23 protein-coding genes and 1 pseudogene are annotated in these 24,262 nt (G+C 66.3%); 15 read left to right on the forward strand and 9 right to left on the reverse strand.

The features are described from left to right. Positions 1 to 11: 11 nt before the first annotated feature. Entirely contained in the window at positions 12 to 1,286 is a 1,275-nt protein-coding gene (locus VGK20_08965) for an alpha/beta fold hydrolase (GenBank protein HEY2774167.1), read from the forward strand. An 8-nt stretch (positions 1,287 to 1,294) separates the two neighbouring features. Here the strand turns inward: VGK20_08965 and VGK20_08970 are convergent, their stop codons facing one another. Together VGK20_08970 and VGK20_08975 are read right to left on the reverse strand one after the other, a co-directional pair. Beyond that, positions 1,295 to 1,624, reverse strand: a complete 330-nt coding sequence (locus tag VGK20_08970) for an LLM class flavin-dependent oxidoreductase (protein ID HEY2774168.1) — start codon at positions 1,622 to 1,624, stop codon at positions 1,295 to 1,297. Positions 1,625 to 1,678: 54 nt separating this feature from the next. Beyond that, positions 1,679 to 3,316 carry a DUF3556 domain-containing protein gene (locus VGK20_08975; protein HEY2774169.1) on the reverse strand — a complete coding sequence of 546 codons (1,638 nt, stop codon included), beginning with the start codon at positions 3,314 to 3,316 and terminating at the stop codon, positions 1,679 to 1,681. Between VGK20_08975 and VGK20_08980 the strand changes: the two genes are divergently transcribed. Next, positions 3,231 to 3,740 (forward strand): amidohydrolase family protein, encoded by a 510-nt coding sequence (locus VGK20_08980; protein HEY2774170.1) that lies wholly within the window; start codon positions 3,231 to 3,233, stop codon positions 3,738 to 3,740. The genes VGK20_08975 and VGK20_08980 overlap by 86 nt on opposite strands. Before the next feature lie 204 nt (positions 3,741 to 3,944). Continuing rightward, entirely contained in the window at positions 3,945 to 4,718 is a 774-nt protein-coding gene (locus tag VGK20_08985; protein HEY2774171.1) for an AcvB/VirJ family lysyl-phosphatidylglycerol hydrolase, read from the forward strand. A gap of 40 nt (positions 4,719 to 4,758) precedes the next feature. Here the strand turns inward: VGK20_08985 and VGK20_08990 are convergent, their stop codons facing one another. Together VGK20_08990 and VGK20_08995 are read right to left on the reverse strand one after the other, a co-directional pair. Then, on the reverse strand, positions 4,759 to 5,346 hold the full coding sequence (locus VGK20_08990) for a hypothetical protein (protein ID HEY2774172.1): 588 nt from the start codon (positions 5,344 to 5,346) through the stop codon (positions 4,759 to 4,761). A gap of 12 nt (positions 5,347 to 5,358) precedes the next feature. Continuing rightward, positions 5,359 to 5,817, reverse strand: coding sequence for a hypothetical protein (locus tag VGK20_08995; protein HEY2774173.1), 459 nt, complete (start codon positions 5,815 to 5,817; stop codon positions 5,359 to 5,361). Between the two features lie 101 nt (positions 5,818 to 5,918). Here VGK20_08995 and VGK20_09000 point away from each other — a divergent pair. Beyond that, positions 5,919 to 6,326, forward strand: a pseudogene (locus tag VGK20_09000) (helix-turn-helix domain-containing protein). A 731-nt stretch (positions 6,327 to 7,057) separates the two neighbouring features. Here VGK20_09000 and VGK20_09005 read toward each other — a convergent pair. Beyond that, positions 7,058 to 7,642 (reverse strand): hypothetical protein, encoded by a 585-nt coding sequence (locus VGK20_09005; protein HEY2774174.1) that lies wholly within the window; start codon positions 7,640 to 7,642, stop codon positions 7,058 to 7,060. A gap of 4 nt (positions 7,643 to 7,646) precedes the next feature. On the opposite strand from VGK20_09005, the gene VGK20_09010 reads away from it, so the two are divergent. Continuing rightward, a complete protein-coding gene (locus VGK20_09010; protein ID HEY2774175.1) occupies positions 7,647 to 7,868 on the forward strand; it encodes a hypothetical protein in 222 nt (73 codons plus the stop codon). Positions 7,869 to 8,000: 132 nt separating this feature from the next. Continuing rightward, the gene (locus VGK20_09015) at positions 8,001 to 8,474 is read left to right on the forward strand and encodes a hypothetical protein (protein HEY2774176.1); all 474 of its coding nucleotides are present in this window, start codon (positions 8,001 to 8,003) and stop codon (positions 8,472 to 8,474) included. Positions 8,475 to 8,538: 64 nt separating this feature from the next. Here VGK20_09015 and VGK20_09020 read toward each other — a convergent pair whose 3' ends face one another. Together VGK20_09020 and VGK20_09025 are read right to left on the reverse strand one after the other, a co-directional pair. Then, entirely contained in the window at positions 8,539 to 8,814 is a 276-nt protein-coding gene (locus VGK20_09020) for a YMGG-like glycine zipper-containing protein (protein HEY2774177.1), read from the reverse strand. A gap of 95 nt (positions 8,815 to 8,909) precedes the next feature. Beyond that, positions 8,910 to 9,305: a Rap1a/Tai family immunity protein gene (locus VGK20_09025; protein ID HEY2774178.1), complete on the reverse strand. Its 396-nt coding sequence runs from the start codon at positions 9,303 to 9,305 to the stop codon at positions 8,910 to 8,912. A gap of 326 nt (positions 9,306 to 9,631) precedes the next feature. Here VGK20_09025 and VGK20_09030 point away from each other — a divergent pair, with 326 nt between their 5' ends. Then, the gene (locus VGK20_09030) at positions 9,632 to 10,210 is read left to right on the forward strand and encodes a hypothetical protein (protein HEY2774179.1); all 579 of its coding nucleotides are present in this window, start codon (positions 9,632 to 9,634) and stop codon (positions 10,208 to 10,210) included. A 127-nt stretch (positions 10,211 to 10,337) separates the two neighbouring features. On the opposite strand, the gene VGK20_09035 is transcribed toward VGK20_09030, so the two are convergent. Beyond that, positions 10,338 to 11,324 carry a hypothetical protein gene (locus VGK20_09035; GenBank protein HEY2774180.1) on the reverse strand — a complete coding sequence of 329 codons (987 nt, stop codon included), beginning with the start codon at positions 11,322 to 11,324 and terminating at the stop codon, positions 10,338 to 10,340. 281 nt (positions 11,325 to 11,605) lie between these two features. On the opposite strand from VGK20_09035, the gene VGK20_09040 reads away from it, so the two are divergent. The 8 genes from VGK20_09040 (at position 11,606) to VGK20_09075 (ending at position 23,354) form a co-directional block, all read left to right on the forward strand. Then, positions 11,606 to 13,798, forward strand: a complete 2,193-nt coding sequence (locus VGK20_09040) for a glycoside hydrolase family 44 protein (GenBank protein ID HEY2774181.1) — start codon at positions 11,606 to 11,608, stop codon at positions 13,796 to 13,798. A gap of 125 nt (positions 13,799 to 13,923) precedes the next feature. Then, entirely contained in the window at positions 13,924 to 15,111 is a 1,188-nt protein-coding gene (locus VGK20_09045) for an acetyl-CoA C-acyltransferase (GenBank protein HEY2774182.1), read from the forward strand. A 21-nt stretch (positions 15,112 to 15,132) separates the two neighbouring features. Next, entirely contained in the window at positions 15,133 to 16,188 is a 1,056-nt protein-coding gene (locus VGK20_09050) for a VIT1/CCC1 transporter family protein (GenBank protein ID HEY2774183.1), read from the forward strand. A 170-nt stretch (positions 16,189 to 16,358) separates the two neighbouring features. Further along, a complete protein-coding gene (locus tag VGK20_09055; GenBank protein ID HEY2774184.1) occupies positions 16,359 to 17,528 on the forward strand; it encodes a right-handed parallel beta-helix repeat-containing protein in 1,170 nt (389 codons plus the stop codon). A gap of 202 nt (positions 17,529 to 17,730) precedes the next feature. Continuing rightward, positions 17,731 to 18,945: a RidA family protein gene (locus VGK20_09060; GenBank protein HEY2774185.1), complete on the forward strand. Its 1,215-nt coding sequence runs from the start codon at positions 17,731 to 17,733 to the stop codon at positions 18,943 to 18,945. After that, positions 18,945 to 21,440: a tetratricopeptide repeat protein gene (locus VGK20_09065; protein HEY2774186.1), complete on the forward strand. Its 2,496-nt coding sequence runs from the start codon at positions 18,945 to 18,947 to the stop codon at positions 21,438 to 21,440. The genes VGK20_09060 and VGK20_09065 overlap by 1 nt, the downstream gene beginning before the upstream one ends. A gap of 11 nt (positions 21,441 to 21,451) precedes the next feature. Continuing rightward, positions 21,452 to 22,693, forward strand: a complete 1,242-nt coding sequence (locus VGK20_09070; GenBank protein ID HEY2774187.1) for a hypothetical protein — start codon at positions 21,452 to 21,454, stop codon at positions 22,691 to 22,693. A gap of 139 nt (positions 22,694 to 22,832) precedes the next feature. Beyond that, the gene (locus VGK20_09075) at positions 22,833 to 23,354 is read left to right on the forward strand and encodes a hypothetical protein (protein ID HEY2774188.1); all 522 of its coding nucleotides are present in this window, start codon (positions 22,833 to 22,835) and stop codon (positions 23,352 to 23,354) included. A gap of 96 nt (positions 23,355 to 23,450) precedes the next feature. On the opposite strand, the gene VGK20_09080 is transcribed toward VGK20_09075, so the two are convergent. Then, on the reverse strand, positions 23,451 to 24,152 hold the full coding sequence (locus tag VGK20_09080; GenBank protein HEY2774189.1) for a hypothetical protein: 702 nt from the start codon (positions 24,150 to 24,152) through the stop codon (positions 23,451 to 23,453). Between the last annotated feature and the right edge of the window lie 110 nt (positions 24,153 to 24,262).

The following is a 24,262-nucleotide window of genomic DNA, read 5'->3' on the forward strand; positions in this document are numbered from 1 at the left end:
TAAGACACCGCTTGCGTGCAGGAGCGACGCTCCTCGTCTGCGCAATTCTCGGCGCCGGCTGCTCGACGATTCTCGCGGTCAACGAGCAGTCCGAGAAGCTCGACGCCAACGCAACGATCGGCGGCACCGTTTCCACCGCAGGGTACGAAGCGACGGGCCCTCTGATCGTCGGTGTCGTTGCGGCAGGAACCCAGGGCCTTCACCTGGTCGATTACTTCGTCGCCGAGAAGCCCGGCGCCTGGATGATCCACCTCGCTCCGGGCACCTACTGGGTCGCCGCGTTCGAAGACCGGGACCGCAACGGACGTTACAACGACGAGCCGGGCCTTCCGGTAAACGACAAACACCCGATCACGGTGGCCGCCGGCGAGCGGCGCACCGACATCGACGTTGCGATTCCGCGCGACGGACGTCTTCGCATCAACGACTTCTCGATGGCCGACCTCCACGCGCGTGGCGCCGACCAGCAGCAGACGATCAGCCTTTATGCGCTGAGCGTCGCCGGCCGCGTCGTGCCGCTCGACGACCCGCGCTTCGACCAGAAGGTGGCAAGCTCCGGCATGTGGAAGCCGTACGACTTCCTGATCCGCACCGAGCCCGGCATCTATTTTCTCGAGCCGTACGATCCCGCCCGCATTCCGGTTTTGTTCGTGCACGGGATCGGCGGCACGCCTGCCGATTTCCGCGCCCTGGTTGGCGCGCTGGATCATCGCCGTTTTCAGGCCTGGGTCGCGTACTATCCGTCGGGCGCGCGTCTCGACGGTCTCGGCGAGTGGTTGTCGCAGCTCTTCGTACGCCTTCGCACGTCGCTGCGGTTCGACAAGGCCGTCGTCGTGGCACACAGCATGGGAGGGCTGGTCGCACGCTCGTTCGTGCTCGACGATTTCGAACGCAGCGGCACCAAATGCGTGCGTACGTTCGTGACGATCTCGTCGCCGCTCGGTGGCATGGAGTCGGCGGGGAAGGGCGTGGAAAACTCGCCGGTCGTCATCCGGTCCTGGCACGGGCTGGCGCCGAAGAGCGAGTTCCTCGACGGACTCTTCTACAAGGACGTGCCGACGAACCGCGTTCGCCGGACCCTGCCGGCCCACATGGCCTACCACATGATCTTCGGTTACCACGGCGGCGATTCCAGCGACGGCGTCGTCGCGCTGTCGAGCCAGCTTCGCCTGGAAGCGCAGCAGGAAGCGCGCTCGATTCGCGGCTACGACGAGACGCACACCGGAATTCTCGAGTCGCCCGCTGTCGCGAACCGGCTCGCGGAAATCCTCGGCCAGATCCAGTAACCCGGACGTTACGAACCGGTGGCGCTCCGCACCGTGCCGCCAAGGACTTCCGCTGCGTGGCGAAACGCCGACGGGCTCTCGTAGCGCCAGCCGTGCACGAGCCTGGTGACGCCCGCCTCGGCGAACGCGCGCGTGGTTGCGCCCGCAAGGAATGCGAGCGTCGCGAGCGGATCGAGATAGCGGCCGTCGGAACCTTCCGCGTCATCGGGCGGGATTGCGACGTGGTCGGCAACCCAGACGTCGTCGATGCCCGAATCTTCTGCTGCGCGAACGCACTCCAGCAGCGACTGGCGGGTGGACTGCGGACCCATGTTGCGAGGGTAAAGGCCGAGTTTCATGACATGCCGGGCACGTTGGCCATCGCAAGCTGAAGGTCCCCCGCGGGAGGAGTCTCACGCACCTGTTTCCCCATATTCCCACGGGTTTCGCCGCTTGAGCTCGTCGAGCGAAACGTACCCGCGGTCAACGAGTCCCGTGGCGGCGTCGAAAATCCGCCATTCGAGCGTCGAGCCGAACAGCGGCTGCGATTCGACGGCCAGCACGCGCAGCTCTCCTTCCTCGAACCCGCACTGCGCCTGGACGGCGGTGAGCAGCCCGTCGTCGCAAAGGTGCCCTTCGCCGAAATTCCAGCCGAGCACCGAGGCGGCGAGAATCTCGCCGTCGTAGTAACGGTACTCTTCGAACGGACGGCCGCCGAGCACGCGCGGAAGCAGCAGGCCGAGAGCCCGGCCCTGAAGGTGCAAGGAACGAAACGCCGTCCCGCGCGAGTCCATGCCGGCGGCATCGGCGGGCGAATAGCGCTCGAGCTGTTCCTTCAGAAGCGGTGCGGCGCGTTTCAGTGAGTCGAGCTTCTTCTGGCTGTCGCCGCGGAACATCCAGGCGTTCCAGGCCCAGTTGCCGGCGTAATAGCGCATCGCCAGGAGAAAGGAGACTCTTGACGGGACGAAGTTGCCGTACAGCGGCACGGCGATCAGCATCACGACGAGATAGAAGGTGAGCGGCAACGATCCGATCTGCGCGATGCGGACATCCGGATGGCCGACGAACAGGAAGAACGCGGAAAAGATGCTGAGCAGGTTCCATTCGAAGACGGCGCCAGCCGGCATGTTGCTCAAGATGAAGCCGTGCAGCATCAACACGAAGAAGATGCCGACGACCTGGAGAGGGCCCGGTCCGGTGACGAAGAAAAGCGTCAGCGGCGCGGCGAACTCCAGGAATGTCCCCCCGTGCGCCATCAGCTTGCCGAGCGGCGACGGTGTCAGGTCGGTCGGATACGACACGAACATCCGGCGCCGAAGCGCGGGGCTTCCCAGCATCGGATTGTTCGCCGTCATGATCGGCACCACGTAACCGAACGCGACCGTCAGCTTGGAGACTCCGGCCCAGAACCACACCGAGAGCTGCACGGCCTTGCACGCCGCGATCCAGTTGCCCGCCAGCGCGAAGCAGACGATCATCGAAAAATGGTGCTCGAAGCGAGCCGCCAGCAGCACCGTCTTGTCGCCGAGCGCGCAAAGCGGCAGCAGCACGAGGATCGGCACCAGCACCGCGGTGTCGATCTGGGGCGAGACCAGCGCGCGCACCAGCGATGCGAGGAACGCGGCATAGAGCAGCACGTCGAGCCACGTGCGCGTGAACCCGCCGAACACGGGCAGATCGGGCCACGGTGCGAGCTTGGTGGTGCCGGGCCTGAGGAAATGCAGGAACGTGGTAAACGGCGGAACGACGCGAAAGCCGAGCGGCCCGCTCATGCAGCCGAAGCCCAGCACTTCGATGAGGCAGCCCCACACGAACGCCTTCTGGAAGGCGATGCCCTCGAACCACCACGAACCGATGTTGCGAAGCGAGCCGAGCCCAGGGGTGAAGCCGACGAAGAACGTCCAGCCGAGCACGAAGAGCGCGAGCTTGACGGCGTGAAACAGGTACGCCGCAAGCGGCAGTCCGATGCCCTGGAGCACGTACGCTTCGCAGCCTTCGCGTACCAGCTCGGAAAAGCCCGGCTTCGAACCGGAAGTGACAACTTCGCTCATCTCCGATCCGCGCCCGCACGCACTTTGCCTCGCCGGTGACGGCCCGGCAAGGAAGATGCCCGCGCTCGTGAGACTGGACTCGCTCGAGCTCGCGCGCGGCGCGGGCGTATCAAAGGGTTTCGGCACCGATCTTCTCGGCGAGCTTCACGACCAGCAGAGCCGCGAGCTCTCGATCCGGCGACACGTGCTGTCGTCTGCCGAAATTCTCCGCTCGGCCACGGTCGTCAACGCGGAGATAGTGCGTGCCTCCGATGAAATCGGCACGATCAAGGTCGGCGCACGCGGCGACCTTTTCGTCATCGACGGCGACCCGCTGGCCGATATCGCCGTGCTCGAGAACGCCTACAAGATGCACGCAGTGATCCAGGGCGGACGGGTGGCGGTCAGCCGCGGGTTCTGCCCCCGCGCTCTGACGCAGCCCTGAATGGAATGCAGCATGGCGATCGCCAAACGCAGCGCCGGCCGCTGCATTGGCTGGCGGGTAGAGCGCCTGCCAGCGCGGAAACCGGAGCAATGTGGGGGGACGGCGCTTTTTTCTTCCATCGGCGGCGTTCGCGGGTATCCTGTTGGCAACGTTCGCAAGAGGCCTCCCCGTCCGGGGCCGCTGCGGGCACGCGTGAGATCGCGAATGCGCGTTGCTGCCCTGTTGCTGCTTCTGTCTGTCGCCGGTTGCGCGTCGATGCGACCGGACGCTCCGCCCAATTTCAAACAGGAGTTCGTGATCCACGGCAGCCGGCTCACGCTGCACCTGACGCCCGGGACGCGCGGCGACGGTCCGCTCATCGTTTATGCAACGGGCGACGGCGGCTTTCGGGATCACGACAAGCGGATTTTTCTCAGGCTTGCGAAATGGGGCTACCCGATCGCGGGCATCGGTGCGCCGCAGTACGTAGACGGCCTCGCGGAAGGAGAGGTCGCGCCTAGTCCCGCCGACATCGCCGACGACTTCGCGACGATCGTCTCGAAGGCGGAAACCGTGCTCGGCCTGCCGCGGACTACTCCTGTCGTATTCGTCGGCGTTTCCCGCGGTGCCGGACTCGCGGTGGCTGCGGGCTACGCATCGCACCTCCACGGGCACCTGCTCGGCATCCTCGCCGTCGCGCTGACGCACGAGGAAGAGAACGCTGTTGCTCCGCCGCTGGACGCAGCTGCCGACGCACCTCCGGAGCCGCTCGACGTCTACGCAGCACTGTCGTCGCTTGGAGCCACCCGAGTTGCCGTCATCCAGTCCACTCACGACGAATACGTCCCGGCAGACCAGGCGCGCGAGCTTTTCGGTCCGGACACCGAATCGCGAAGGCTGCGGGCGATCGAAGCGGCCAATCACAGCTTCGACGGAGCCACATCCGAGCTGGACCGGGAGATGAAACGATCGTTTCAGTGGATCGTCCGGCGCCTGTAAAGCCGTGTGCCCCGGGTCGATCTCGACGACGCACATCCCGTCATTCGATGCCGGTATTCCTGGCTCCAGGGGCCGCGCGGAGACAGTTGCGGGCAATCTCGCGCAGCATGATGCGCCGGATGAGCCCGCTGAACGGCCGGATCAGCATCCAGTACGCGCGAAACTTGATGCGGCTTGCCGCATCACCGCAGACTACCCGCGTCTCGGTGGTTAGCAGCGTGCGCGATGGGCCTTTCGGCGTCACGGCAAAATTCCAGACCGCGCGCGCCGTTCCGGGCGCGACGGCGCCGCGGAAGTCCTGCTCGCGAAAAGGCAGCAGATTGTCCACCGGCCGCCAGAAACGTCCGCTCACTCCGAGCACGATTTCGCGCCCCGGATCTTCGGCGATCCTGCCGAAGCCCCGGTCGATCAGCGCCTGAAGATTGAACGCGGGCGATCCTGCGCGCGAATCGCGTTTGCCGGCAATTCTTGCCGGCAACGAGCGCAGCTCCGTCAAGGCGCGGATGATCGACGACGCGCCGATGTCGGTGGCCCAGAGCGCGTCGTAGACAACCGGCGGCGGCGCATGGATTTCGATGCGATGCGTTTCGACGGCGTCGGGATCGGGCGCGAACGCGTCGATCAGCATCGCGTCACCGGATCATGCCGCGTGCAGCAGCGCGTCGGCGTGCCTGCCCATGAAGGCCCACGCTTCTTCGATGTTGTGAATCCGTTCGCGGTGCAGCTCCAGCTTGCCGTCGCGGAAGAAGTCCCATTCTTCGCCGAGCAGCACGAACGGCGGCAGACCTTCGCGAACGTAAGTCACCGCCCACGTCATGTGAATGCCGCCCGGGATCTCGAGAGGGCCGTCGACGATGCGTGGCTCGCGCCGATCGAAGCGGCGATCGAAGTTGTCGGTGCTCGTCCGGATCGCGGCGATCGCGTCGCTGCGACCGACGTGCGTGCCGCCGACGGGCGCCGGAATGCCGGCCATCGACCAGACGATGTCGTCGGTCATCAACTGGTCGACGGGAAGCCAGTCCCTCGAGGCGAAGCCGCGCTCGAAGGCTTCGGCGTACTCGAGGAAGGCCGGGGTGGACGGTCGTTCGGCAGTCTGCATCGCTTTTTCTCCATGGGGCGCATGGCGGGCGCCAGTCAGTTCGTTAGCGAAACGGAGTCTGGCATAGTGCGTTCATTAGCGCAACCTGCTAGTTTGGGCCGGTGAAAAGGACCCCATTTCGGGAATGGCCCTGTTCGGTGGCCAGGACGGTCGACCTCCTCGGCGACTGGTGGACGCCGCTCGTGATTCGCGAGGCTTTTCTAGGAGCGACTCGCTTCGAGGAATTCCAGCACGCCCTGTCGATCGGCCGCAACGTCCTGACGCAGCGACTCGGCCGGCTGGTGGCCGAGGGTCTCTTCGAGCGCCGGCAGTACCAGACTCGCCCGCCGCGCTACGAGTATCTTCTCACCGAGAAGGGAACGGATTTTTTCGATGTCATGCTCGCGCTGCTGCGCTGGGGCGACAGGTGGATGGATCGCGGTGACGGTCCTCCGCTGCTGCTTCGGCATACACCGTGCGGCCACGTCGGCCCGGCCCAGGGCGCCTGCTCGAAATGCCGCAAGCCGCTTCGCTGGGGCGGGGTCGAGATCGTGCCCGGACCCGGGCTGACGCCACAACTCGCCGCAGGTTTTGCCGAACGTGCGGCCGTGCGCGCGGCGCGCCGCTCTCCGCGCGACGCAGAACGAACGCCCGGAGATCCACAGGAGCTTTTCGCGCGCGAACCAAAGCAGCGTGGAATTGCCCGTGTCAGTCGAAAGTGAGGGTGCGACTACGAAGGAATGGAAGGTGGGATCGTGCGGCGGCTGTGACGACGGCCGCCGTCGCTCGTGTCACGGTTGCTGCATGCCCGGCTCTGCCGGCTGGGGCGGGTCCTGTCCGGATGGGCGCGCCGGCAGCGGCGGCTGCGGAGGCAGAGGCGGCCGGGCAGGCTGCGCGGGGTGTTCCGGGCTGAGCGGCCACTGTTTTTCGGTTTGTTCCGTCGACGAAGTGATCGATTCGTGGGACGTGCTCGTCCTTCCGATCTCTTTGTGGCTCTCTTCGCCGGCGTCTTCGCGGTCGGGATCGCCGTCTCGCTTCGGGGCAGCCGAAGCGACCAGGCTGCATGCAAGAACGAGGGCAAGCGCCATGAAGGTGGCTGCTGCCCCCTCGTGAGCCCGTCTCGTCCCTGATCCAGCCTCTTTAACCACGCACCTTCGACGCAGCCGGTCGCGATTGTTTCGAAGCGAATCCACTGTTCGCTGAGGCACGCCTCCGGCGCGACCGCGCTCAGCGGCGAGGCTACCCAGCCGCTCGCGGCAGATTACGGAAGGGAAGTCGTCGTGGTGTCGCCCCGGCACTGCGGGAAGTGCCGGCAATTCGGGTCTTCGCAATCGACCAGGCCGTTGCCGTCGTCGTCGATTCCGTTGTCGCAGATCTCGCAGGCGCCGGGCGAAGGATCCTGGTTCACGCACACTGGCGGCGTGCGGTCGCAGCCGTCCTGCTGGCACGTGCAGCTCGCAGCCGTCGCGGGGCCGATCTGATCGGCGTTCGCCGCAGTGAACCGGCACTCGAAGACGTCGGCGGAGTCCGGGATGCTGCATCCGGAAATGTTCGCCGCCAGAGTGTTGGCGCCTGCGACGACGGCAGACGTGAACGTCGCCTGGCAGCCCAGCGCGACCAGCGTCGCCGAAAGATCGCAGGACGGCGAGCCGTCGTTCTCGAGGGCCGTCACCGAAGAGGCCGCGTCGAGGTCGACGGACACGGTCAGAGCCGAGCAGGCGCCTGCGCCGTTGGTCCCGAAAAAGAATTTGACTGCCGGCAGGCCGCCGCTTCCGCTGCAGCTGGCGAGGCCAATCAACGCGACGGAGGCGAATCCGACAACGAGCGAGGCGGTTGTGACGCGCATCGCCGTGACCTCTAGCTCACTCGAGGTCGCCAGGAAAGCCGCGCAATGGAGCTACCGCCGCACGAATGACGGCGGTTTCTCGCACAGCAACATGATCACGGTGCTCGATCGCGAGAGCCGCATCGTGCACCGGCGCATCGGTCTTGGCGGCGACGTCGCCGAAGCCGTCGCCGCTGTGCGCGCGCAGCTCCCGTCGAGCGGCAACCAGCCTGGAAAGAAACAGTGAGCACGCCGGCGTTTTGCTACCGGGGGCGCGGTGTTACAGACTGACAACCGTCGGGAAAGTGGAGTCGGTCAATACGTCCGGCCCCGAGAAGATCGCCAACTCCGGAGCACGTCCGGACGGAAGGTATAATTCATGCGTTCTTTGAAATTCGGCAGCAGCGTAAGAATCTTCGGCGCCATGCTGGCCCTCGGCGCCGTCTTGTGGACGCCCGCCGCGGCCCACGCGGGCGCCACCGGAACGATCTCGTTCAACATCTACAAGGCCGGCTTCATTGTCGGCGGCAGCGGCGGCAGCGGGATCCTGCACTACGACGGCAAGACGTACTCGCTGGGAATCGGCGGTGTGAGCCTCGGTGCAACCATCGGCGTATCCAAGGCAGAGTTGATCGGTACGGTCTACAACCTGAAGCACGTCTCCGACATCGCGGGCACCTACACGGCAACCACTGCCGGCGTGGCTCTCGCCGGAGGCCCGAAAGAAGCCGACCTGACCAACAGCAAGGGCGTGGAGCTCAAGGTCAAGGGCAAGCAGATCGGGCTGGAGTTCTCCCTCGACTTGAGCGGGATGCAGATCGAGCTCAAGCACAGCGCGAAGAAGAAGAAGTAGGCTCGCGACCGGGCCGGCACCTCAGTGCCGGCCCGGTCGCGCCGTTCGCCCGCAAGGAGCGTCTCTACTTCGTCGTCTTTCCGGCGTGGTATCCCTGCTGGTAGGCGTCCTGCTCGGCTTCCTTGTGCTTGCCGTACAGGTAGCCGCCGGCAAGGCCGACGCCGGCGCCGATCGCGGCCCCCATTCCTGCATTTCCTGCGATTGCGCCGATCACCGCTCCGCCTGCCGCTCCCGCCGCGCCGCCGGTCAGCGTCCTCTGCTGGGTGTCGGTCATGCCGGCACAGCCGGAAAACAACACGGTGACGAGCGCGACAGCGGCGGTTGCCTTTCGCATGTTCATTCCGGTTCTCCCGCAAGCGGCGACTGCCATTCCCGATCGATCGATTGCCGCTGCGTCGGTCATCTGCCCTGCAGTGGTCATTTGCCCTGCATTGGTCATTTGCATGGATAAGCCTCCGCGAGGTAGCGAAACAGCGTGTCGACGGCCAGCTCGGAGCCGTGCTCCGGATGCTTCGTGGTCCACGCGACGAATTTCGCGATTTCTTCCCGGCGCGAAGGCTCGGCCGATGAAAAGCAGACCAGGGTCGGCCGGCCGCCGTCGATCGCACGCTCGGCGTGGAACGCACCGGTGAGGTAACCCACGCAGTAGCCGGCGGCGGCCTGATAGAGCGGATCGGATTCGGGTGCGGTGCACAGTCGCACGATCCCGTCCGTCGTTGCCGAACGGAAATCGTCGAGCACGAGCGCTCTGGCCGGAGCTGCCTGCCCGGCATTCGACCAGGCGAGCAGGCACAACCCCGCGGCGGCAAGAACAATCATGCGTCTCTTCATGTAGCGGCCTCCTCGAGGTGCAGCGTGGCGCGCGCCGGGCGCTGCCCTCGCGCACGAGTATGAACTGCGTGCGCGGCTCGCACAAAAGCCGCGAAGTGAGCAGAGTCGCAGAGCCGATCGGCTGCGGCGCAATCGCAGCAACGTCCGTGTGTCCAGTGGTGCAGATGCCAGGTGCCGCAATCGAGGCGCGATCCGAGGGCCGTTGGCGACAGCCTCCAATTGCGTGCGGAGCGATTCGGGTGACAATGGAAGCAGGCAACCGGCAGCGCTTCACCTGCGCATCGCCTGCGCAGGAAATGCCGCGCCGGGGCCGCTGGAGCGATGCGATGACAAAGGATTTTCTCGATTCCAGGCGCCGGTCGATCGAAGAGACGTTTTTCAAGAACCGCGACGAAGAGCTCGTCGGGAAGCTGAAAAAGGTTTTCCACCAGCGCATCGACAAGGAAGAGATCCGCACCCGGACCGGCATCACCGACGAGGCGGTGCTCGACAACCTGGTGGCGCTCGACTTGAGCGGCGAGATGATCGCGGCATTCAAGCTGTTTCCACTGGTGGAAGTCGCGTGGGCGGACGGCCACATCCGCGAGGCCGACGCATTCGCGGTACGCTCCGCGGCCAAAGAGCACGGCATCGAACCGGGCAGCGCCGCGTCCGAGCTTCTCGAGAACGCGCTTCGCGACGGCCCTCGCCGCGATGCCCGCAAGGCCTGGTACATGTTCGCCGCCGAGCTCTGCAAGGTGCTCGACCCGGCCGAGCTGGCGGAGTTTCGCGAAGACCTGCTCGCGAGTGCCAAGAAGGTCGCCGCCACGAGCGGCGGCATCCTCGACATGGTGCTCAACGTCTCGGCCAACGAGCAGAAGGTACTCCATGCCATCGCGAGGTCGCTGACGCCCTCGTCGCGCTGAGACGAGGCTCCGCTGGGGCTCGGTAACGGCCCTCGGCCGGCATCGAAGCCGGCCCTCGGCCGGCATCGAAGCCACGGAGCTGACGCCGGGAGTCAGGCACTGGCAGGCCGGTGCCTGACCCGGGCGATCACGGCGTAAGCAGCGGGCAATTGAGCGACACGTTCTGGCCGACCGCCGCCTTCAGCACGATGAGTGCATCGGAGGTCGTCACGGCGCCGCTGTTGTTGACGTCGCAGACGTGGACGTCGCAGTGGACGGAGCCAACCGAAACCTTGAGCACGAACAACGCGTCGCTGGTCTTTGGAGAGGTGCCGTTCGGATTCGTGGGAATTCCGCACGGGACCAGCGTGCACGTGGCCGAGCATTCGTCGCCGGAAGAGAACGCGGTGTTGCCGTCGTCGCACTCTTCCGAGCCTTCGACGATGTTGTCGCCGCAGACGGCTGCCGCGCTGCACGACGTGCTCGCGTCGATCTGGCCCGTCTGCTGCGCGTTGTTCGCCGGCATCGCCGGATCCTCGCACGCAAAATCGGTGGCGCTGTCGTGCGTGGTCGCGATGCGGTTCAAGCCGTGGCCGAACGGAGTGACTGCGCTCGGCGCGCTCGTGTGGACGTTGGCCGGCCCGGTGTAATTGCCGTACGACACGCAGTCGATCATGTCGGTGCTGTCGGGGTCGGTCTGGTCGACCGGCTTGCCCCAGCACACCATTCCGTTCTCGGGGATGAGCCCTTTGCCGCCGGTCGAATCGAACGTGAAGTCCGGCTTGATGCCGGAGGCAGCCTGGAAGCCGTTGCTCGCCATGATCCACGGGCGACCATCGCCGCTCGCGATCGTCGGGCTGGACGGCACGGTGAGGATCACGTGGTCGAAGGCCCCGGTGGAGTCGAAGGCGATCAGCTTGCTCGTGTCGACGTGGGTCTGCCCGAGCGCATCCATGACGATCTCGACGTACTGGACGTCGGTCGCGCCATTGAGGCCCGACATCAGGCGCTGGATATGGGAGATGTGGAACGTCGCCCACGCAGGCGAGGCAGCCAGCAGGATTCCTGCGGCAGTGAGCCGGCCGAGCAGGCGATGAAACGAGGATAAGCGGGCGGCTACTTTGATGGGGGACATTCTCTTGCCTTTTCGCATGGGATGAGCGGCACAATCCGTTCCGATCGCTGGTGATCCGGGGCTGGTGATCCGGGGAATGATGCATGGTCGCCGGTGGTGAAGAAAGTTACAGGTCCGCCTTCTTCGTGCCGAATGCTCGATGGCGCGGAGCCGGCGGGTACTTTCGCACCGATGCGAATCCCATTGTTGGGTGAGCGCGCACGCCCCTACAATCGGTGCTGCGTGTTGAGGCCGGCGCAGCGGGTGCCGGCTGAATGCGTGTGAAACAAGGGGGCCTTCCGATGCAGTTTCGTTCGTTCCTCGGCGCCGCCGCCGCGCTGCTCTGCGCCGGCATACTCGACGTCACGCCGGCTCGCGCCCAGAACGCCGCCGTCACCGTCAGCATCGACGCCGGGGCGTCGCGCCATGCGATCGACCCGCGCATCTACGGCGTCGCCTTCGGCACCGCCGCCCAGCTCACAGAGCTCAACTGTCCCCTCAACCGCAGCGGCGGCAACAACACGAGCCGCTACAACTGGCAGCTCAACGCCGACAACCGCGCGGCCGACTGGTACTTCGAGAGCCTGGCCTACTCGAGCGCCACCCCGGGCGAGGTCGGCGACACGTTCATCTCGACCAGCCGCTCCGGCGGCGCCGAGCCGATGCTGACGATCCCGATGATCGAGTACGTCGCGACCCTCGGCGCGTCACGCTCGCGCAAGGCCAGTTTTTCGATCGCGAAGTACGGGCACCAGCAGGGCAACGATTCCCAGTGGTACCCGGATGCCGGAAACGGGGTGCACACCGACGGCAGCTACGTCACGGGCAACAACCCGCTCGACGCGAACCTGCCCAACAGCACGACCCTCGAGCAGGGATGGATCCAGCATCTCGTCCAGGCGTGGGGCGCGGCCACGAGCGGCGGCCTGCGCTACTACCTCCTCGACAACGAGCCGAGCATCTGGTTCTCCACCCACCGCGACGTGCGCCCCGACGGTGAGTCGATGGACGCGCTGAAATCCAAGACGATCGGCTACGCCACCGTCATCAAGAACGTCGATCCCGGTGCCACGGTCGTCGGGCCGGAGGAATGGGGCTGGTCCGGCTACTTCTACAGCGGTCTCGACCAGCAGTACGGCGCAGCGCACAACTGGCAGCAGCCGTATCCGGACCGGTCTTCCCACGGCAACCAGGACTACCTTCCGTGGTATCTCGACCAGATGCGCAGCGCGTCGGCCTCTGCAGGGCGCCGCCTGCTCGACGTCTTCAGCGTACATTACTATCCGCAGGGCGGGGAGTTCGGCAGCGACACGTCGACGTCGATGCAGCAGCTTCGCAACCGCTCGACGCGATCCTTGTGGGACCCCGCCTACGTCGACCAGTCGTGGATCAGCGACAAGGTCATGCTGATCCCGCGCCTGAAGAATTGGGTTGCGAGTTACTATCCCGGCACCGCGACCGCGATCACCGAATACAACTGGGGCGCCGAGAGCCACATGAACGGCGCGACCACCCAGGCCGACATCCTCGGGATCTTCGGCCGCGAGGGCCTCGACCTTGCGACGCGCTGGACGACACCCGACGCGACCACGCCGGTATTCAAGGCGATGAAGATGTACCGCAACTACGACGGCAACCGCGGCACGTTCGGCGACACGAGCATCGCGGCGACTTCGACGGCCAACGCCGACAACTTGTCGGTGTTCGCGGCGCAGCGCAGCTCCGACCACGCGCTCACGGTGATGATCGTCTCGAAAGTGCTTTCGGGCTCGACTCCGGTGACGGTGAACCTGGCAAACTTCACGCCGCAGGCGAGCGCGAGCTCCTGGCGGCTGGCCTCGGGCACGATTTCGGGTCCGACGACGATCGCCGTCTCCGGCTCCAGCGTGCAGGCGTCGGTGCAGGCCCAGAGCGTGACGCTGCTGGTGCTCGCGGCTTCGTCCACGTCGAACGCGCCGCCGACGGCAGCGATGACAGCGACCCCGACTTCCGGAAACGCGCCGCTGGCGGTTTCGTTCAATGCGAGCGCATCGAGCGACAGCGACGGCAGCATTGCAGCGTACGCGTGGAGCTTCGGCGACGGGTCCACCGCATCGGGCGTGACTGCGTCGCACACGTATACGAGCGCAGGCACATTTACAGCCACGCTCACCGTCACCGACAATCTCGGTGCGACGGGCCACGCGACATCGACGATCAACGTGAGCCCGGACCCGACGGTACTGAATGCGCCGTCCGGCCTTACGGCCACGGCCGCCTCCGGGATCGTCAGGCTCGCCTGGACCGACAACTCTTCGAACGAGAGCGGCTTCTCCATCGAGAGGGCAACGTCCAGCCGTGGTCCTTTCGGTCGCATCGCGCAGGTGGCCGCCAACGTCACGACCTTCCAGCAGAGCGCGTCGCGCGGGACGTACTATTACCGCGTGCAGGCGTACAGCACGGCGACGGGCAAGGTGTCGGCGTACTCCAATACGGCGTCGGTGCGTGTGAAGTAGCGGGAATCATCCCGGGATCCGGCGCCGGCCCTGTTCACCGGACGCCGGCGCACGGACCATACGCGCTGCTGCTCACCGGCGCGGCATGCGCTGGCGCTGCCGCATCGCAACGGCAATGGTGCGCCATGGCGGGCATCGATCCGGTCCTCATCGTGTCGGCGGTGCGCACGGCACTCGGCGGTTTCCAGGGTGTTTTTCGCGACAAGTCGGCGCCGCAGCTCGGCGCTGCGGCGATCGCGGAAGCGGTCGCGCGCAGCGGAGTCGCCGCCGAAGAAATCGACGAGGTGTTGATGGGCTGCGTGCTGCCGGCAGGGCAGGGGCAGGCACCGGCGCGCCAGGCTGCCCTCGGCGCCGGGCTTGCCAGGTCGACGGGCGCAACGACCATCAACAAGATGTGCGGCTCGGGGATGAAGGCGGCGATGCTCGGCCATGACGTGCTCGTTGCCGGCAGCGCCCGCATCGTCGTTGCCGGCGGCATGGAATCGATGACGAACGCCCCGTACCTGCTGCCGAAAGCCCGCGCCGGCCAGCGCATGGGGCACGGCGCGATCGTCGACCACATGTTCCTCGACGGGCTCGAGGATGCCTACGACAAGGGGCGCCTGATGGGCACCTTCGCCGAGGACTGTGCCGCGAAGTATTCGTTCTCGCGCGCGCAGCAGGATGCCTGGGCACTGCGTTCGCTGGAAAGAGCCAAACGCGCGAACGAGGACGGATCGTTCGCGTCCGAAATCGTTCCGGTCGTCGTGGCCGATCGAAGTGGAGAGCGCGCCATCGCGCGCGACGAGCAGCCGTTTGCGGCCGATCCTGCGAAGATCCCGACCCTGAGGCCGGCATTTCGAAAGGACGGCACGGTAACCGCGGCCAACTCTTCGTCGATCTCGGATGGTGCGGCGGCTCTCGTGCTCTCGCGCGAGAGCGAAGCGTCGCGGCGATCGCTGGCACCGCTCGCGCGCATCGTCGCGCATGCGACGCACGCGCAGGAGCCGGGGTGGTTCACGACGGCGCCGGTTGCCGCGATCGCCAAAGTGCTCGACGCTGCCGGCTGGACTGCAAGCGACGTCGATCTGTTCGAGATCAACGAGGCTTTCGCGGTGGTCGCGATGGCTGCCGTGCGCGAGCATCGCCTCGATCCGGAGCGCGTCAACGTCAACGGCGGTGCCTGCGCGCTCGGGCATCCGATCGGAGCCTCGGGCGCCCGCATCCTCGTGACGCTCGTTGCCGCGCTGCGCGCCCGCGGCGGGCGGCGCGGCGTCGCCTCGCTGTGCATCGGCGGCGGGGAAGCCACCGCGATGGCCGTCGAGCTGCTGTGATGCACGACCGGTGCGGCGCGCATGAGTGAACCGTTGCGGCCTTCGGAGCCGCCGCTGGAGCGATGGCTCGACGAGCAGGCGTCGAGCTGGGTCTATCGCATCGTCGCCGACGAGGAGCCGGAGCAGAGGAGGGCAGGGCTGTTCCGCGCGCTGGCGGCAGCATCGGACGAGCAGGCCGCGATCATCGCGGCCGAGATACCGGATTCGCAGAAGCCGCTTCGCTTCCGGCCGACGCCGCGCCTGCGCATCGTCGCATTCCTCGTACGACTTCTCGGGCCGCGGCGCTGCCGGCCTCTGCTCGCGGCGGTGAAGGTGCGAGGGCTGTCGGCGTACGATGCGGCGCCGGTGGCCACCGGTCACCTGATGCCGACGACCGTTGCCGAAGTCGGCGGGCGCCATCGCAGCGTCGGCGGCGGCAATCTTCGCGCGGCAGTGTTCGGCGTCAACGACGGGCTCGTGTCGAACTCGTGCCTCATCCTCGGGGTCTCGGGAGCTTCGACCGACCCGCGCGCAGTGTTGCTCACCGGCACGGCCGGGCTGCTCGCCGGCGCGTTCTCGATGGCGGCGGGCGAATACGTCTCGGTGCGCTCCCAGCGCGAGCTGTTCGAGTACCAGATCGGCCAGGAGCGCGACGAGCTTGCGCTCTATCCCGAGGAGGAGGCCGAGGAGCTTGCGCTGATCTACGCGGCGCGCGGCGTCGAGGTCGACAAGGCGCGCGAGCTTGCGCACGTGCTCGTCCGCGATCCGAAGACGGCGCTGGACACGCTGGCTCGCGAAGAGCTCGGGCTCAACCCCGACGACCTCGGCTCTCCGCTGGGCGCCGCGCTTTCTTCGTTCGTGTCGTTTGCGGCAGGTGCGTCCCTGCCGCTGCTGCCGTTCGTTGCAGGGCTCGGCGCTTCTGCGCTGCGGATCTCGATCGCGCTGTCGTCGGTGGCGCTGTTCGCGCTCGGCGCCGTGCTCAGCCTGTTCTCCGGGCGCGGCGCAGTGGCGGGGGGCCTGCGGATGCTCCTTCTCGGAGCAGCGGCGGGTGCCGCGACGTGGGGGATCGGCGCCCTGCTGGGGGTCGGCTTATCCTGAATGTTTTCGGCCGCTTCCGTCCCGGAACCGCAGGATCCGGCGCTGCCGTGCGCTGATCGAAAATATTGCATTGAGTCTGTCAGATTGATCTGACATATGACTCTCACGTCACTTTATGGGGGGCTGCCCGGCCGGGACCGGCGCCCTGGGATTTTCGCGGAGGGCAAGTGTTGAAGAAAAAGGACCAATGGATCGCCACTGCACTCGTTGCAGCAGCGACAATCGTAACGATGCCCGGGTTTGCGGCCGCCAAGTCGATCAAGGTCGGCCCGAGTGAGACGTTGACCACCATCCAGGCTGGCGTGGACGCGGCGAGCAACGGTGACACCGTCCTCGTGCTGCCCGGCACGTACCACGAAGTTGCGGTGACCGGCGCTGCGGTCACCGTCAACAAGGCGATCCGGATGAAGGGCAAGTCGAAGCCCGACGCGCCGGTCATCCTCGAGGGGGTCCCGGGCCAGAGCGACGGCATCCTCGTCGAGCCCGTCAACGATACGGACCCGATGGTCGACGGGTTCCGCATCCAGGGCTTCACGATCCAGGGCTTCCATAACAACGGAATCCACCTTCGCTACTGCTCGAACTTCCAGATCCAGAAGAACACGGTGGCCAACAACGAGGAGAACGGGATCTTCCCGACCCTCTCGGCCACCGGCACCGTCAAGCGCAACACGTCTTACGGTTCGAAGGACAGCGGCCTGTGGGTGGAGGCGTCCACCGACGTGCGCGTGTTGCAGAACGATATTCACGACAACCCGACGGGTCTCGAAGTGACGGTCTCGGGCAGCGTCGACATGGAAAAGAACGAGATCCACGACAACACGACGGGCGTCGGCCTTTACCATCCGAACGCGTCCGGGCTTGGAAACCAGCCGTTCGCGTACGGTCCGTGGACGCTGCAAAACAACCACATCCACGACAACAACACGGCGAACAGCGCCATGGGCGGTATGGCTGCCGGTCTCCCCCCAGGCGGTGGCGTGCTGATCCTCGGCGTCGACGACGTGCTGATCACGAAGAACGACATCGAGAACAACAACTTCTACGGTGTCAGCGTCATCGACTGGTGCACGGCGACGGACGGCGCCGACTACGATTGCAACCACGCGATGCCGTCGTACGACCCGTACCCGGATCGCGACAACACGGAGTTCAATACGATCCTGGGCAACGGAACGATGCCGGACATGAGCAATCCGCTCTCGGCGTACGCTGCCGATTTCACGTACATCCTGGTCGACTCGACGGGAACGCACCACACCAACCGGTTCTGCGGGAATGACTACGGGACGTACAAGCACCCCGACATGACGCCGGGTGCGACGCTGCAGTGCGGCTGAGGCGAATGAATTCACGGTTCCCACTTGCTTCGTCCCCGGTCGCCGCGTTTGCGGCGGCCGGGGACGCTCTCTCCTGACGGAGGCGTGGCGCTCCATGCCGTGCCAATCTGAATGGCCCGGCTTCCTCCTGCGGGCGCCCGGCGCCGAACCCGGCTTGACCCCGGCCACCACCAAGCGCAGCGCTGCTTCACGAAAGTCGCGCATGCATCCCGGCAGTAGATCCACCGACCTGGTTCGCCGTTTTCGCGGCCCGGTAGCCGACGAGATCCACGTCCTTTGCCGGCCGGCGGACTCCGCGGCCGACGCTGCCACCCAGGCGGAATCGCTGTACCGCACGCTGCTCGCTTCGCTGGAATCGGAAGGAGCGGGCGCTGCGGATCTCGTCACCGAGACGGTGTTCTTTCGCCGCATCGAGGATGCAGACCTGCTGCGCGCGGCTGCGGCGCGCGTACTCGGCGGCGCCGAGGGCGGGCGCTGCGTTCCTTCCTCTACGATGATCGGCCAGGCGCCCCTGGACGGCGCGGCCTTCGAGCTCGCTGCCGTCGCGCGAATCCCGCGCGTTGGCGGCGATGCGACGAGCAGGCTCGTCGTTCGACGGGCGGCCTGCGGCTGCCCGGCCTGCTCGGCAGGCCAGAGTGCAAGGGTGCTCGAGGTCGGGGAGCAGACCCACGTGCACGCCGGCGGCATCCATGGACGCGGCGCAAGCGCCACGGGCCGCGGCGGCAGCGCCTTTGACGAGGCGTTCGCAATGTTCTGCGAAGGAGAGGCCCTGCTGCGCGAGGCGGGAATGGATTTCCGCGACGTCGTGCGCACGTGGATCCAGCTTCGCGACATCGATCGCGACTACGAAGCGTTCAACCAGGCCAGGCGCGAGTTCTTCGCCAGCCGGGGCGTCGAGCGGCGACCGGCGAGCACGGGAGTCCAGGGCATTCCTGATTCCGCTGCGCACGACTTCACGCTCGGGTTCCAGGCCGTGCGCGCGCCAAAGCCGCTCGAGGCGCCGACGATGTCGACACCCACGCTGAACGAAGCGTGGACTTACGGCGCCGATTTTTCGCGCGGGCTTCGCCTGGCCGATGCGAACAAGGTGGTGCTGCAGATCTCGGGCACCGCGAGCATCGACGAGGAAGGGCGCAGCGTCCACGTCGGGGATTTTCGCGCCCAGGCCGAACGGATGCTGCTCAACATCCGCGCGCTGCTCGAGCAGCAGGGCGCCGGTTTCGACGACCTCGTCTCGGCAGTCACGTACCTGAAACGACCGCAGGACGTCGGCGTGTTGCGCGAGATCTATGCGGCGCACGGCTTTCGCGGTTTTCCGGGCGCGATCGTCGATGCACCTCTTTGCCGCCCCGAGCTGCTGTGCGAAGCGGAAGCCGTCGCGCTGCTGCCGCTCGGCCGCGAGGCGCGAGGCTCCTGATGAAACGGCGTTTCCTTGCTGCGCTGCTGGCCGTCGCGTGCATGACTGCGGCCGGATGCGATTCGAACAGCGCCGCGCCGCGCGGCACCGAACCGGCAAAGCCGGCGGCGCAGAGCTCCGCCGCGCCGCCCGCGCAAGGAGCCGCTTCGGCCAAGGCTGCGAGTACCTCTGATTCGACGGCTGCGGCTCCCACCAAAGAGCCCGCTTCCGCGCCCGCCGCTGCGCGCCCCGCCGCCGATGTCCCGCTGAAGATCACCTACCCGCAGGAAGCGACGCTGTTTCCTCCCGACGGCGTCGCTCCGACGATCGTCTGGCAGGACGGCGGGGCGGACCGCTGGACCGTGACCATTCGTGCCGGCGATGCTCCGGCCGCGACGGCCAGCGTCGACGCCTCGCGCTGGCGACCGTCCGAAGACCAGTGGAGGCAGATCAAGGCGAAGAGCCGCGACAAGGATGCGGAGATTTCCGTCGCGCGCGCCGGTGGAGCGCCTTCGAGCGTCAGCGTGCACTTCCGCACGTCGGACGACCCCGTCAAGGACGCGATCTTCTATCGCGAAGTCCCGCTGCCGTTCCTTACTGCCGTGCAGGATCCGTCGCGGATCCGCTGGCGCTTCGGGACCGTCGACAACGAGGACAGCCCGCCGATCGTGCTCTCGAACCTGCCGGTGTGCGGCAACTGCCACTCGTTTGCCGACAACGCGAGCGCGCTCGGCATGGACGTCGATTACGGCAACGACAAGGGCGCCTACGCGATCATGCCGGTGTCGAAGAACATGGTGATGAACGACGAGAAGATCATCACCTGGGCCGACTACAAGCGCGAGGACGGCGAGCTGACCTTCGGCCTTCTTTCGAGGATGTCGCCCGACGGCCGCTACGTGATCAGCACCGTCAAGGACCGCTCGGTGTTCGTCGCGGTTCCCGACATCACGTTCTCGCAGCTGTTTTTCCCGATCAAGGGAATCCTCGTCGTCTACGACCGCCAGACGAAGAAATTTGCGGCCCTTCCGGGTGCCGACGATCCCCAGTACGTGCAGACGAACGCAGTCTGGAGCCCCGACGGCAAGACCCTCGTCTTCGCGCGCACCAAGGCCTACCACGACCAGAAGATCGACCAGCAGAACGCCGCGCTGATCGACGAGAAGGACGTCCCGGAGTTCACGCGCGACCACCAGCCGTTCCGCTACGACCTCTTCCGGATCCCGTTCAACGACGGCAAGGGCGGCAAGGCCGAGCCGATCGAGGGCGCCGGAAGCAACGGCAAGAGCAACTATTTCCCCAAGTTCTCTCCCGACGGGAAATGGATCGTCTTCTGCAAATCCAACAGCTACATGCTGCTGCAGCCCGACAGCGAGCTGTACATCATCCCGGCTTCGGGCGGCACGCCGCGGCGGCTTCGCTACAACACGCCGCTGATGAACTCCTGGCACAGCTGGTCGTCCAACAGCCGCTGGCTCGTCTTCTCGTCGAAGATGAACACGCCGTACACGCAGCTTTTCCTCACGCACATCGACGCGGACGGCAACGACAGCCCGCCGGTGCTGCTCGAGCACTTCACGTCGTCGGACCGCGCAGCCAACATCCCGGAGTTCGTTCGCCTGCCGGACGACGGCATCACGCAGATCAAGGAGCAGTTCCTCGACGCGTACTCGTTCCTGCGCGCCGGGATGGCCAACGAGCACACCGGCGACCACACCGGCGCCGAGAGGTCGTTTCGCAGGGGGCTTGCCGTCAATCCGGACAATGCCGAGCTTCACAACGCGCTCGGGTGGACGCTGTTCCAGGAAGGCAAGACTCCCGACGCCGTCGCCGAGTACCGCAAGGCGCTGGCCTCCGACCCCAACCACGTCAAGGCCCTGGACAACCTGGCGCTGGCGCTGGTGGAGCAGGAACAGTTCGACGACGCGGCCGCGAACTATCGCAAGTCCCTGGAGCTGCAGCCGAAGGCCGAGATCTACAGCGATCTCGGGTTCATCCTGTACCGGCTCGGCAAGGCGGACGAGGCGCAGGCGGACTACAAGAAAGCCCTGGCGCTGGACGCCCACTGTGCCTCGGCGCACTTCAATCTGGCTGTAGCCAGCGTCATGTCGGGCAACTATGCTGACGCCGAGTCGCACTACCGCGAGGCGCTGGCGAGCAAGGCCAACGCCGAGACCTACAACGGGCTCGGCTTCGCGCTGGCCCGCCAGGGGCGCATGGACGATGCCGTCGAGCAGTACCGAAAGGCCGTAGAGGCCGACGACAAGTACGTGCCGGCGTACAACAACCTCGGCGATGCCCTGGCCAGGCAAGGCCAGCTCGAGGAGGCCGAGGCCGCGTATCGCAAGTCGGTGGGAGAGAAGCCGAGCGCTGCGGTCTACAACCAGCTCGGCGTCGTGCTGGCCAGGCTCGGCAAGAAAGACGACGCGACCCGGGTGTTCCGCGACGCGCTTGCGTTGGACGGCGGCAACGCCGACGCGAAGAAGAACCTGGCCTCGCTAGAACAGAAGCAATAGAGGGGAGAGAGATGAACCATCTTGACGCGAGACGAAGGAGCGGCGTTCTGGCGGCAGTCGCGGCGGCAGCGCTGCTGGCTGCGCTGACGGGCGCGCGCGATGCCGCGGCGTACGAGTTCTACGATGACGGCACCAGCCACGGCTGCGTCGAGTGCCACAATGGGTTCAAGGGAGGCCCCACGAACACCCTGCACGACGAGCACCTGAACAAGTTCAACATCATGCAGTGCAACTTCTGTCACCCGCACGGCGGCGCAAGTACGCCTGTGCGGACCGTCACCAGCGGCGTAGGCGGTGGCTACGGCTGCGCCGGCTGCCACGGTCAAAACTACGGCGAGACTTCGATCACCAGCGGCAAGCCCAAGGCTACCGGTTACGGGCTGCGCGACGTCCACGCTGCCGCCGGCGTGATGATCTGCTCGAGCTGCCACTATCCGGGGTCCCCCGTCACGGGCATTCCGAATCCGCCGCCGGCAAGATTGCCGGAATATTCGCGGCCTCCGTACTACCGCCTGCACAACGGTTCCTCGAACCTTCACGACCCGTGCAGCAGCAGCCAGGAGAATTTCATCGGCGATCCCGATGGCAAGGGTCTCGACAACGACGGCAACGGATTTCGCGACTCGCCGGATGATCCAGGTTGCCCGCCCACGGCGATGACCACGTCAACGACGACCACGACTACTACGACGACCACGACGATCCCGGTCGCGTGCGCTCCTGCTCCGACTGCGCCTTGCACGGCCTCCGGCCAGTCCAAGCTGTCGGTCAACGAGAAGAGCGCCGGCAAGGAGAAGCTCAAGGCCCAGATCCAGAAGCTGGTGCCGGCGCTGGCAGCGACCGACTTCGGCGATCCGGTGATCGGAACGACGAACTACGCGCTGTGCATTTACGACGGCAGCAACGCGCTGAAGGGCGAGCTTTCCATCGTCAAGGGCGGAGAGAATTGTGGCACCGATCCCTGCTGGGAAGGCGTCAAGACCACCGGCTACAAGTATAAGGACAAGGACCTGACCGCCGACGGCGTGCAGAAGATCCAGCTTTCCGGCGGCGATGCCGGCAAGGGCAAGGTCTCGGTTTCGGCGAAGAACACCTCGTCGGCGAACAACATGCCTGTCGGAATCGCGGCCGCCTTGAACGGTGCCACGCACGCGACCGTGCAGCTGCTCGACAGCAGCGGCCACTGCTACGGTGCGACGCTCAGCCAGGTGAAAACGGCTGACGGCACGGTCTTCAGCGCGACCGGGCCTTAGCAGACACGACATCCCGCCGCCTCGGGTCCCGCGATCATCACGATCGCGGGACCGCGCGGCGGCCACGAACACGGCCGGGGAAACCGTAGTTCGCCAGCAGCCCTCGCCACCTGCGGGGGCAAAGGGATGGGTGTTTCCCATGACAAGCAGGAGAAGAGGACGAAAGGGGCTCGTCGGCAGCCTTGCGGCAATCGGTCTGCTCGGTGCCGCAGCGGTGGTGTGGTCGTCGATCTACGTTCCCGATCCCGAGGGAAGCTGGATCCGCGACACATCGAAGTACGCGGACTCGGTCGACCAGATCAACGTGCTCGGCGACATCGCGCCGGGCGCTTCGCAGGTGATGCTGCAGGTCGGCATCCGGCTGAACGCGCTGGCAGCAGCCGGCAAGAAGCAGAACTGGGATCTTGCCGACTACGAGCGGCAGGAGATCGAAGAAGCGTTCGACCGGCTGTCGCTCACGCGCCCGGGGATGGAACCGGACCTCGACACCTTCATCACCGGCAGCCTCGCACCGATCGGCACCGCGATCACTGCCAAGGACAAGACGGCCCTTGCAACGGCGCTCTCGAACGCGACGACCGCGTGCACGACGTGCCACCAGCTCTACGGCGATGATTTCCTCGTCGTGAAGATCGGAAAATCGGCGCTCCCGCTGCAGTAACGCAGCGTTCGCGAATGGGGTCAGGCACCAGCGGAATGGGGTCAGGCACCAGCGGAATAGGCACCAGCGGAATCGTGCTGCTGGTGCCGGCCCCCGTTATTGCGTCGACGAAGCCGGCTGGCCCGGGCGCCCGGGCCTGGGAACCGTCGTCACCGGCGTCAGCTCGGCCTGCTGCCGCACCGCATCGCCTTCGACCTTGTCGACGGCGATGTCGGCGAGCGTCGCGTGGCTCAGCTTGACGTGGAACGCCTCGTGGCGGGAGTCGACCGTCGGGTCGAGCGCCTCGGGAGTGAGGGCATCGTCCTGCACGTCGAACAGGAACACGAGATCGAGGTTGGCCGGCTCGATGAGGAACGACTTCATGCCGTCGAGCACCGGCAGTGCGACGTCGTTCCAGACCTTGTCGGTGCGCGACTGGATCGTCGTCGTCTTGCCGCTGAAGTAGAGCCCCGTCTCGATGTCGATCTCCAGGTGATCGTCGGACGACGGCGACGGACCCGCGACGCGCACCTCGGTAGGACCGATCGCACCGGCGGCCATGCTCCCGATCAAGAACTTGGACTGGAGCACGACGCTGTCGGGACCGAAATCTCGGGCAAGCCGCGCCAGCTCGTGCGTCACGGCATCGAGCTGGGCCTGCTGCTCGGCAGTGCGGCCGGGTTTCTTCGTATCGGCCGTCAGGTCGGTCGGCCATCCTCCGGCCGCGTGGAGAGGAGGAGTCTCGGGGGCGGGGGGCTTTTCTTCGAGCTGTCCGGCCGCCGCGCAGGCGGGCCAGAGCGCGATCAGGAGAGCCAGCAACTGAAGAGGGCGCAAACGCAGCAGAATTGGCGACGTTCTGCCGCGGTCGCTTCGCAACCGCGCAATCGGAAGGCATCCGGCAACGCTGCCGGTAGCGGGAAGGGAACCTG

The sequence above is a fragment of the Candidatus Binatia bacterium genome, assembly GCA_036493895.1.
In the GTDB taxonomy this organism is placed as follows: Bacteria; Desulfobacterota; Binatia; order UBA1149; family CAITLU01; genus DATNBU01.

What these genes read in the sequence shown, in the direction of transcription:
- VGK20_09025 (HEY2774178.1), bottom strand. Translation starts at nt 9,305, where the DNA reads ATGAAGAGACGCATGATTGTTCTTGCCGCCGCGGGGTTGTGCCTGCTC.
- VGK20_08990 (HEY2774172.1), bottom strand. Translation starts at nt 5,346, where the DNA reads ATGCTGATCGACGCGTTCGCGCCCGATCCCGACGCCGTCGAAACGCAT.
- VGK20_09045 (HEY2774182.1), top strand. Translation starts at nt 13,924, where the DNA reads ATGGCGGGCATCGATCCGGTCCTCATCGTGTCGGCGGTGCGCACGGCA.
- VGK20_08995 (HEY2774173.1), bottom strand. Translation starts at nt 5,817, where the DNA reads ATGCAGACTGCCGAACGACCGTCCACCCCGGCCTTCCTCGAGTACGCC.
- VGK20_09070 (HEY2774187.1), top strand. Translation starts at nt 21,452, where the DNA reads ATGAACCATCTTGACGCGAGACGAAGGAGCGGCGTTCTGGCGGCAGTC.
- VGK20_09020 (HEY2774177.1), bottom strand. Translation starts at nt 8,814, where the DNA reads ATGAACATGCGAAAGGCAACCGCCGCTGTCGCGCTCGTCACCGTGTTG.
- VGK20_09035 (HEY2774180.1), bottom strand. Translation starts at nt 11,324, where the DNA reads ATGTCCCCCATCAAAGTAGCCGCCCGCTTATCCTCGTTTCATCGCCTG.
- VGK20_09065 (HEY2774186.1), top strand. Translation starts at nt 18,945, where the DNA reads ATGAAACGGCGTTTCCTTGCTGCGCTGCTGGCCGTCGCGTGCATGACT.
- VGK20_09015 (HEY2774176.1), top strand. Translation starts at nt 8,001, where the DNA reads ATGCGTTCTTTGAAATTCGGCAGCAGCGTAAGAATCTTCGGCGCCATG.
- VGK20_08985 (HEY2774171.1), top strand. Translation starts at nt 3,945, where the DNA reads ATGCGCGTTGCTGCCCTGTTGCTGCTTCTGTCTGTCGCCGGTTGCGCG.
- VGK20_09030 (HEY2774179.1), top strand. Translation starts at nt 9,632, where the DNA reads ATGACAAAGGATTTTCTCGATTCCAGGCGCCGGTCGATCGAAGAGACG.
- VGK20_09060 (HEY2774185.1), top strand. Translation starts at nt 17,731, where the DNA reads ATGCATCCCGGCAGTAGATCCACCGACCTGGTTCGCCGTTTTCGCGGC.
- VGK20_09040 (HEY2774181.1), top strand. Translation starts at nt 11,606, where the DNA reads ATGCAGTTTCGTTCGTTCCTCGGCGCCGCCGCCGCGCTGCTCTGCGCC.
- VGK20_08970 (HEY2774168.1), bottom strand. Translation starts at nt 1,624, where the DNA reads ATGAAACTCGGCCTTTACCCTCGCAACATGGGTCCGCAGTCCACCCGC.
- VGK20_09005 (HEY2774174.1), bottom strand. Translation starts at nt 7,642, where the DNA reads ATGCGCGTCACAACCGCCTCGCTCGTTGTCGGATTCGCCTCCGTCGCG.
- VGK20_08975 (HEY2774169.1), bottom strand. Translation starts at nt 3,316, where the DNA reads ATGAGCGAAGTTGTCACTTCCGGTTCGAAGCCGGGCTTTTCCGAGCTG.
- VGK20_08980 (HEY2774170.1), top strand. Translation starts at nt 3,231, where the DNA reads ATGCCCTGGAGCACGTACGCTTCGCAGCCTTCGCGTACCAGCTCGGAA.
- VGK20_09075 (HEY2774188.1), top strand. Translation starts at nt 22,833, where the DNA reads ATGACAAGCAGGAGAAGAGGACGAAAGGGGCTCGTCGGCAGCCTTGCG.
- VGK20_09050 (HEY2774183.1), top strand. Translation starts at nt 15,133, where the DNA reads ATGAGTGAACCGTTGCGGCCTTCGGAGCCGCCGCTGGAGCGATGGCTC.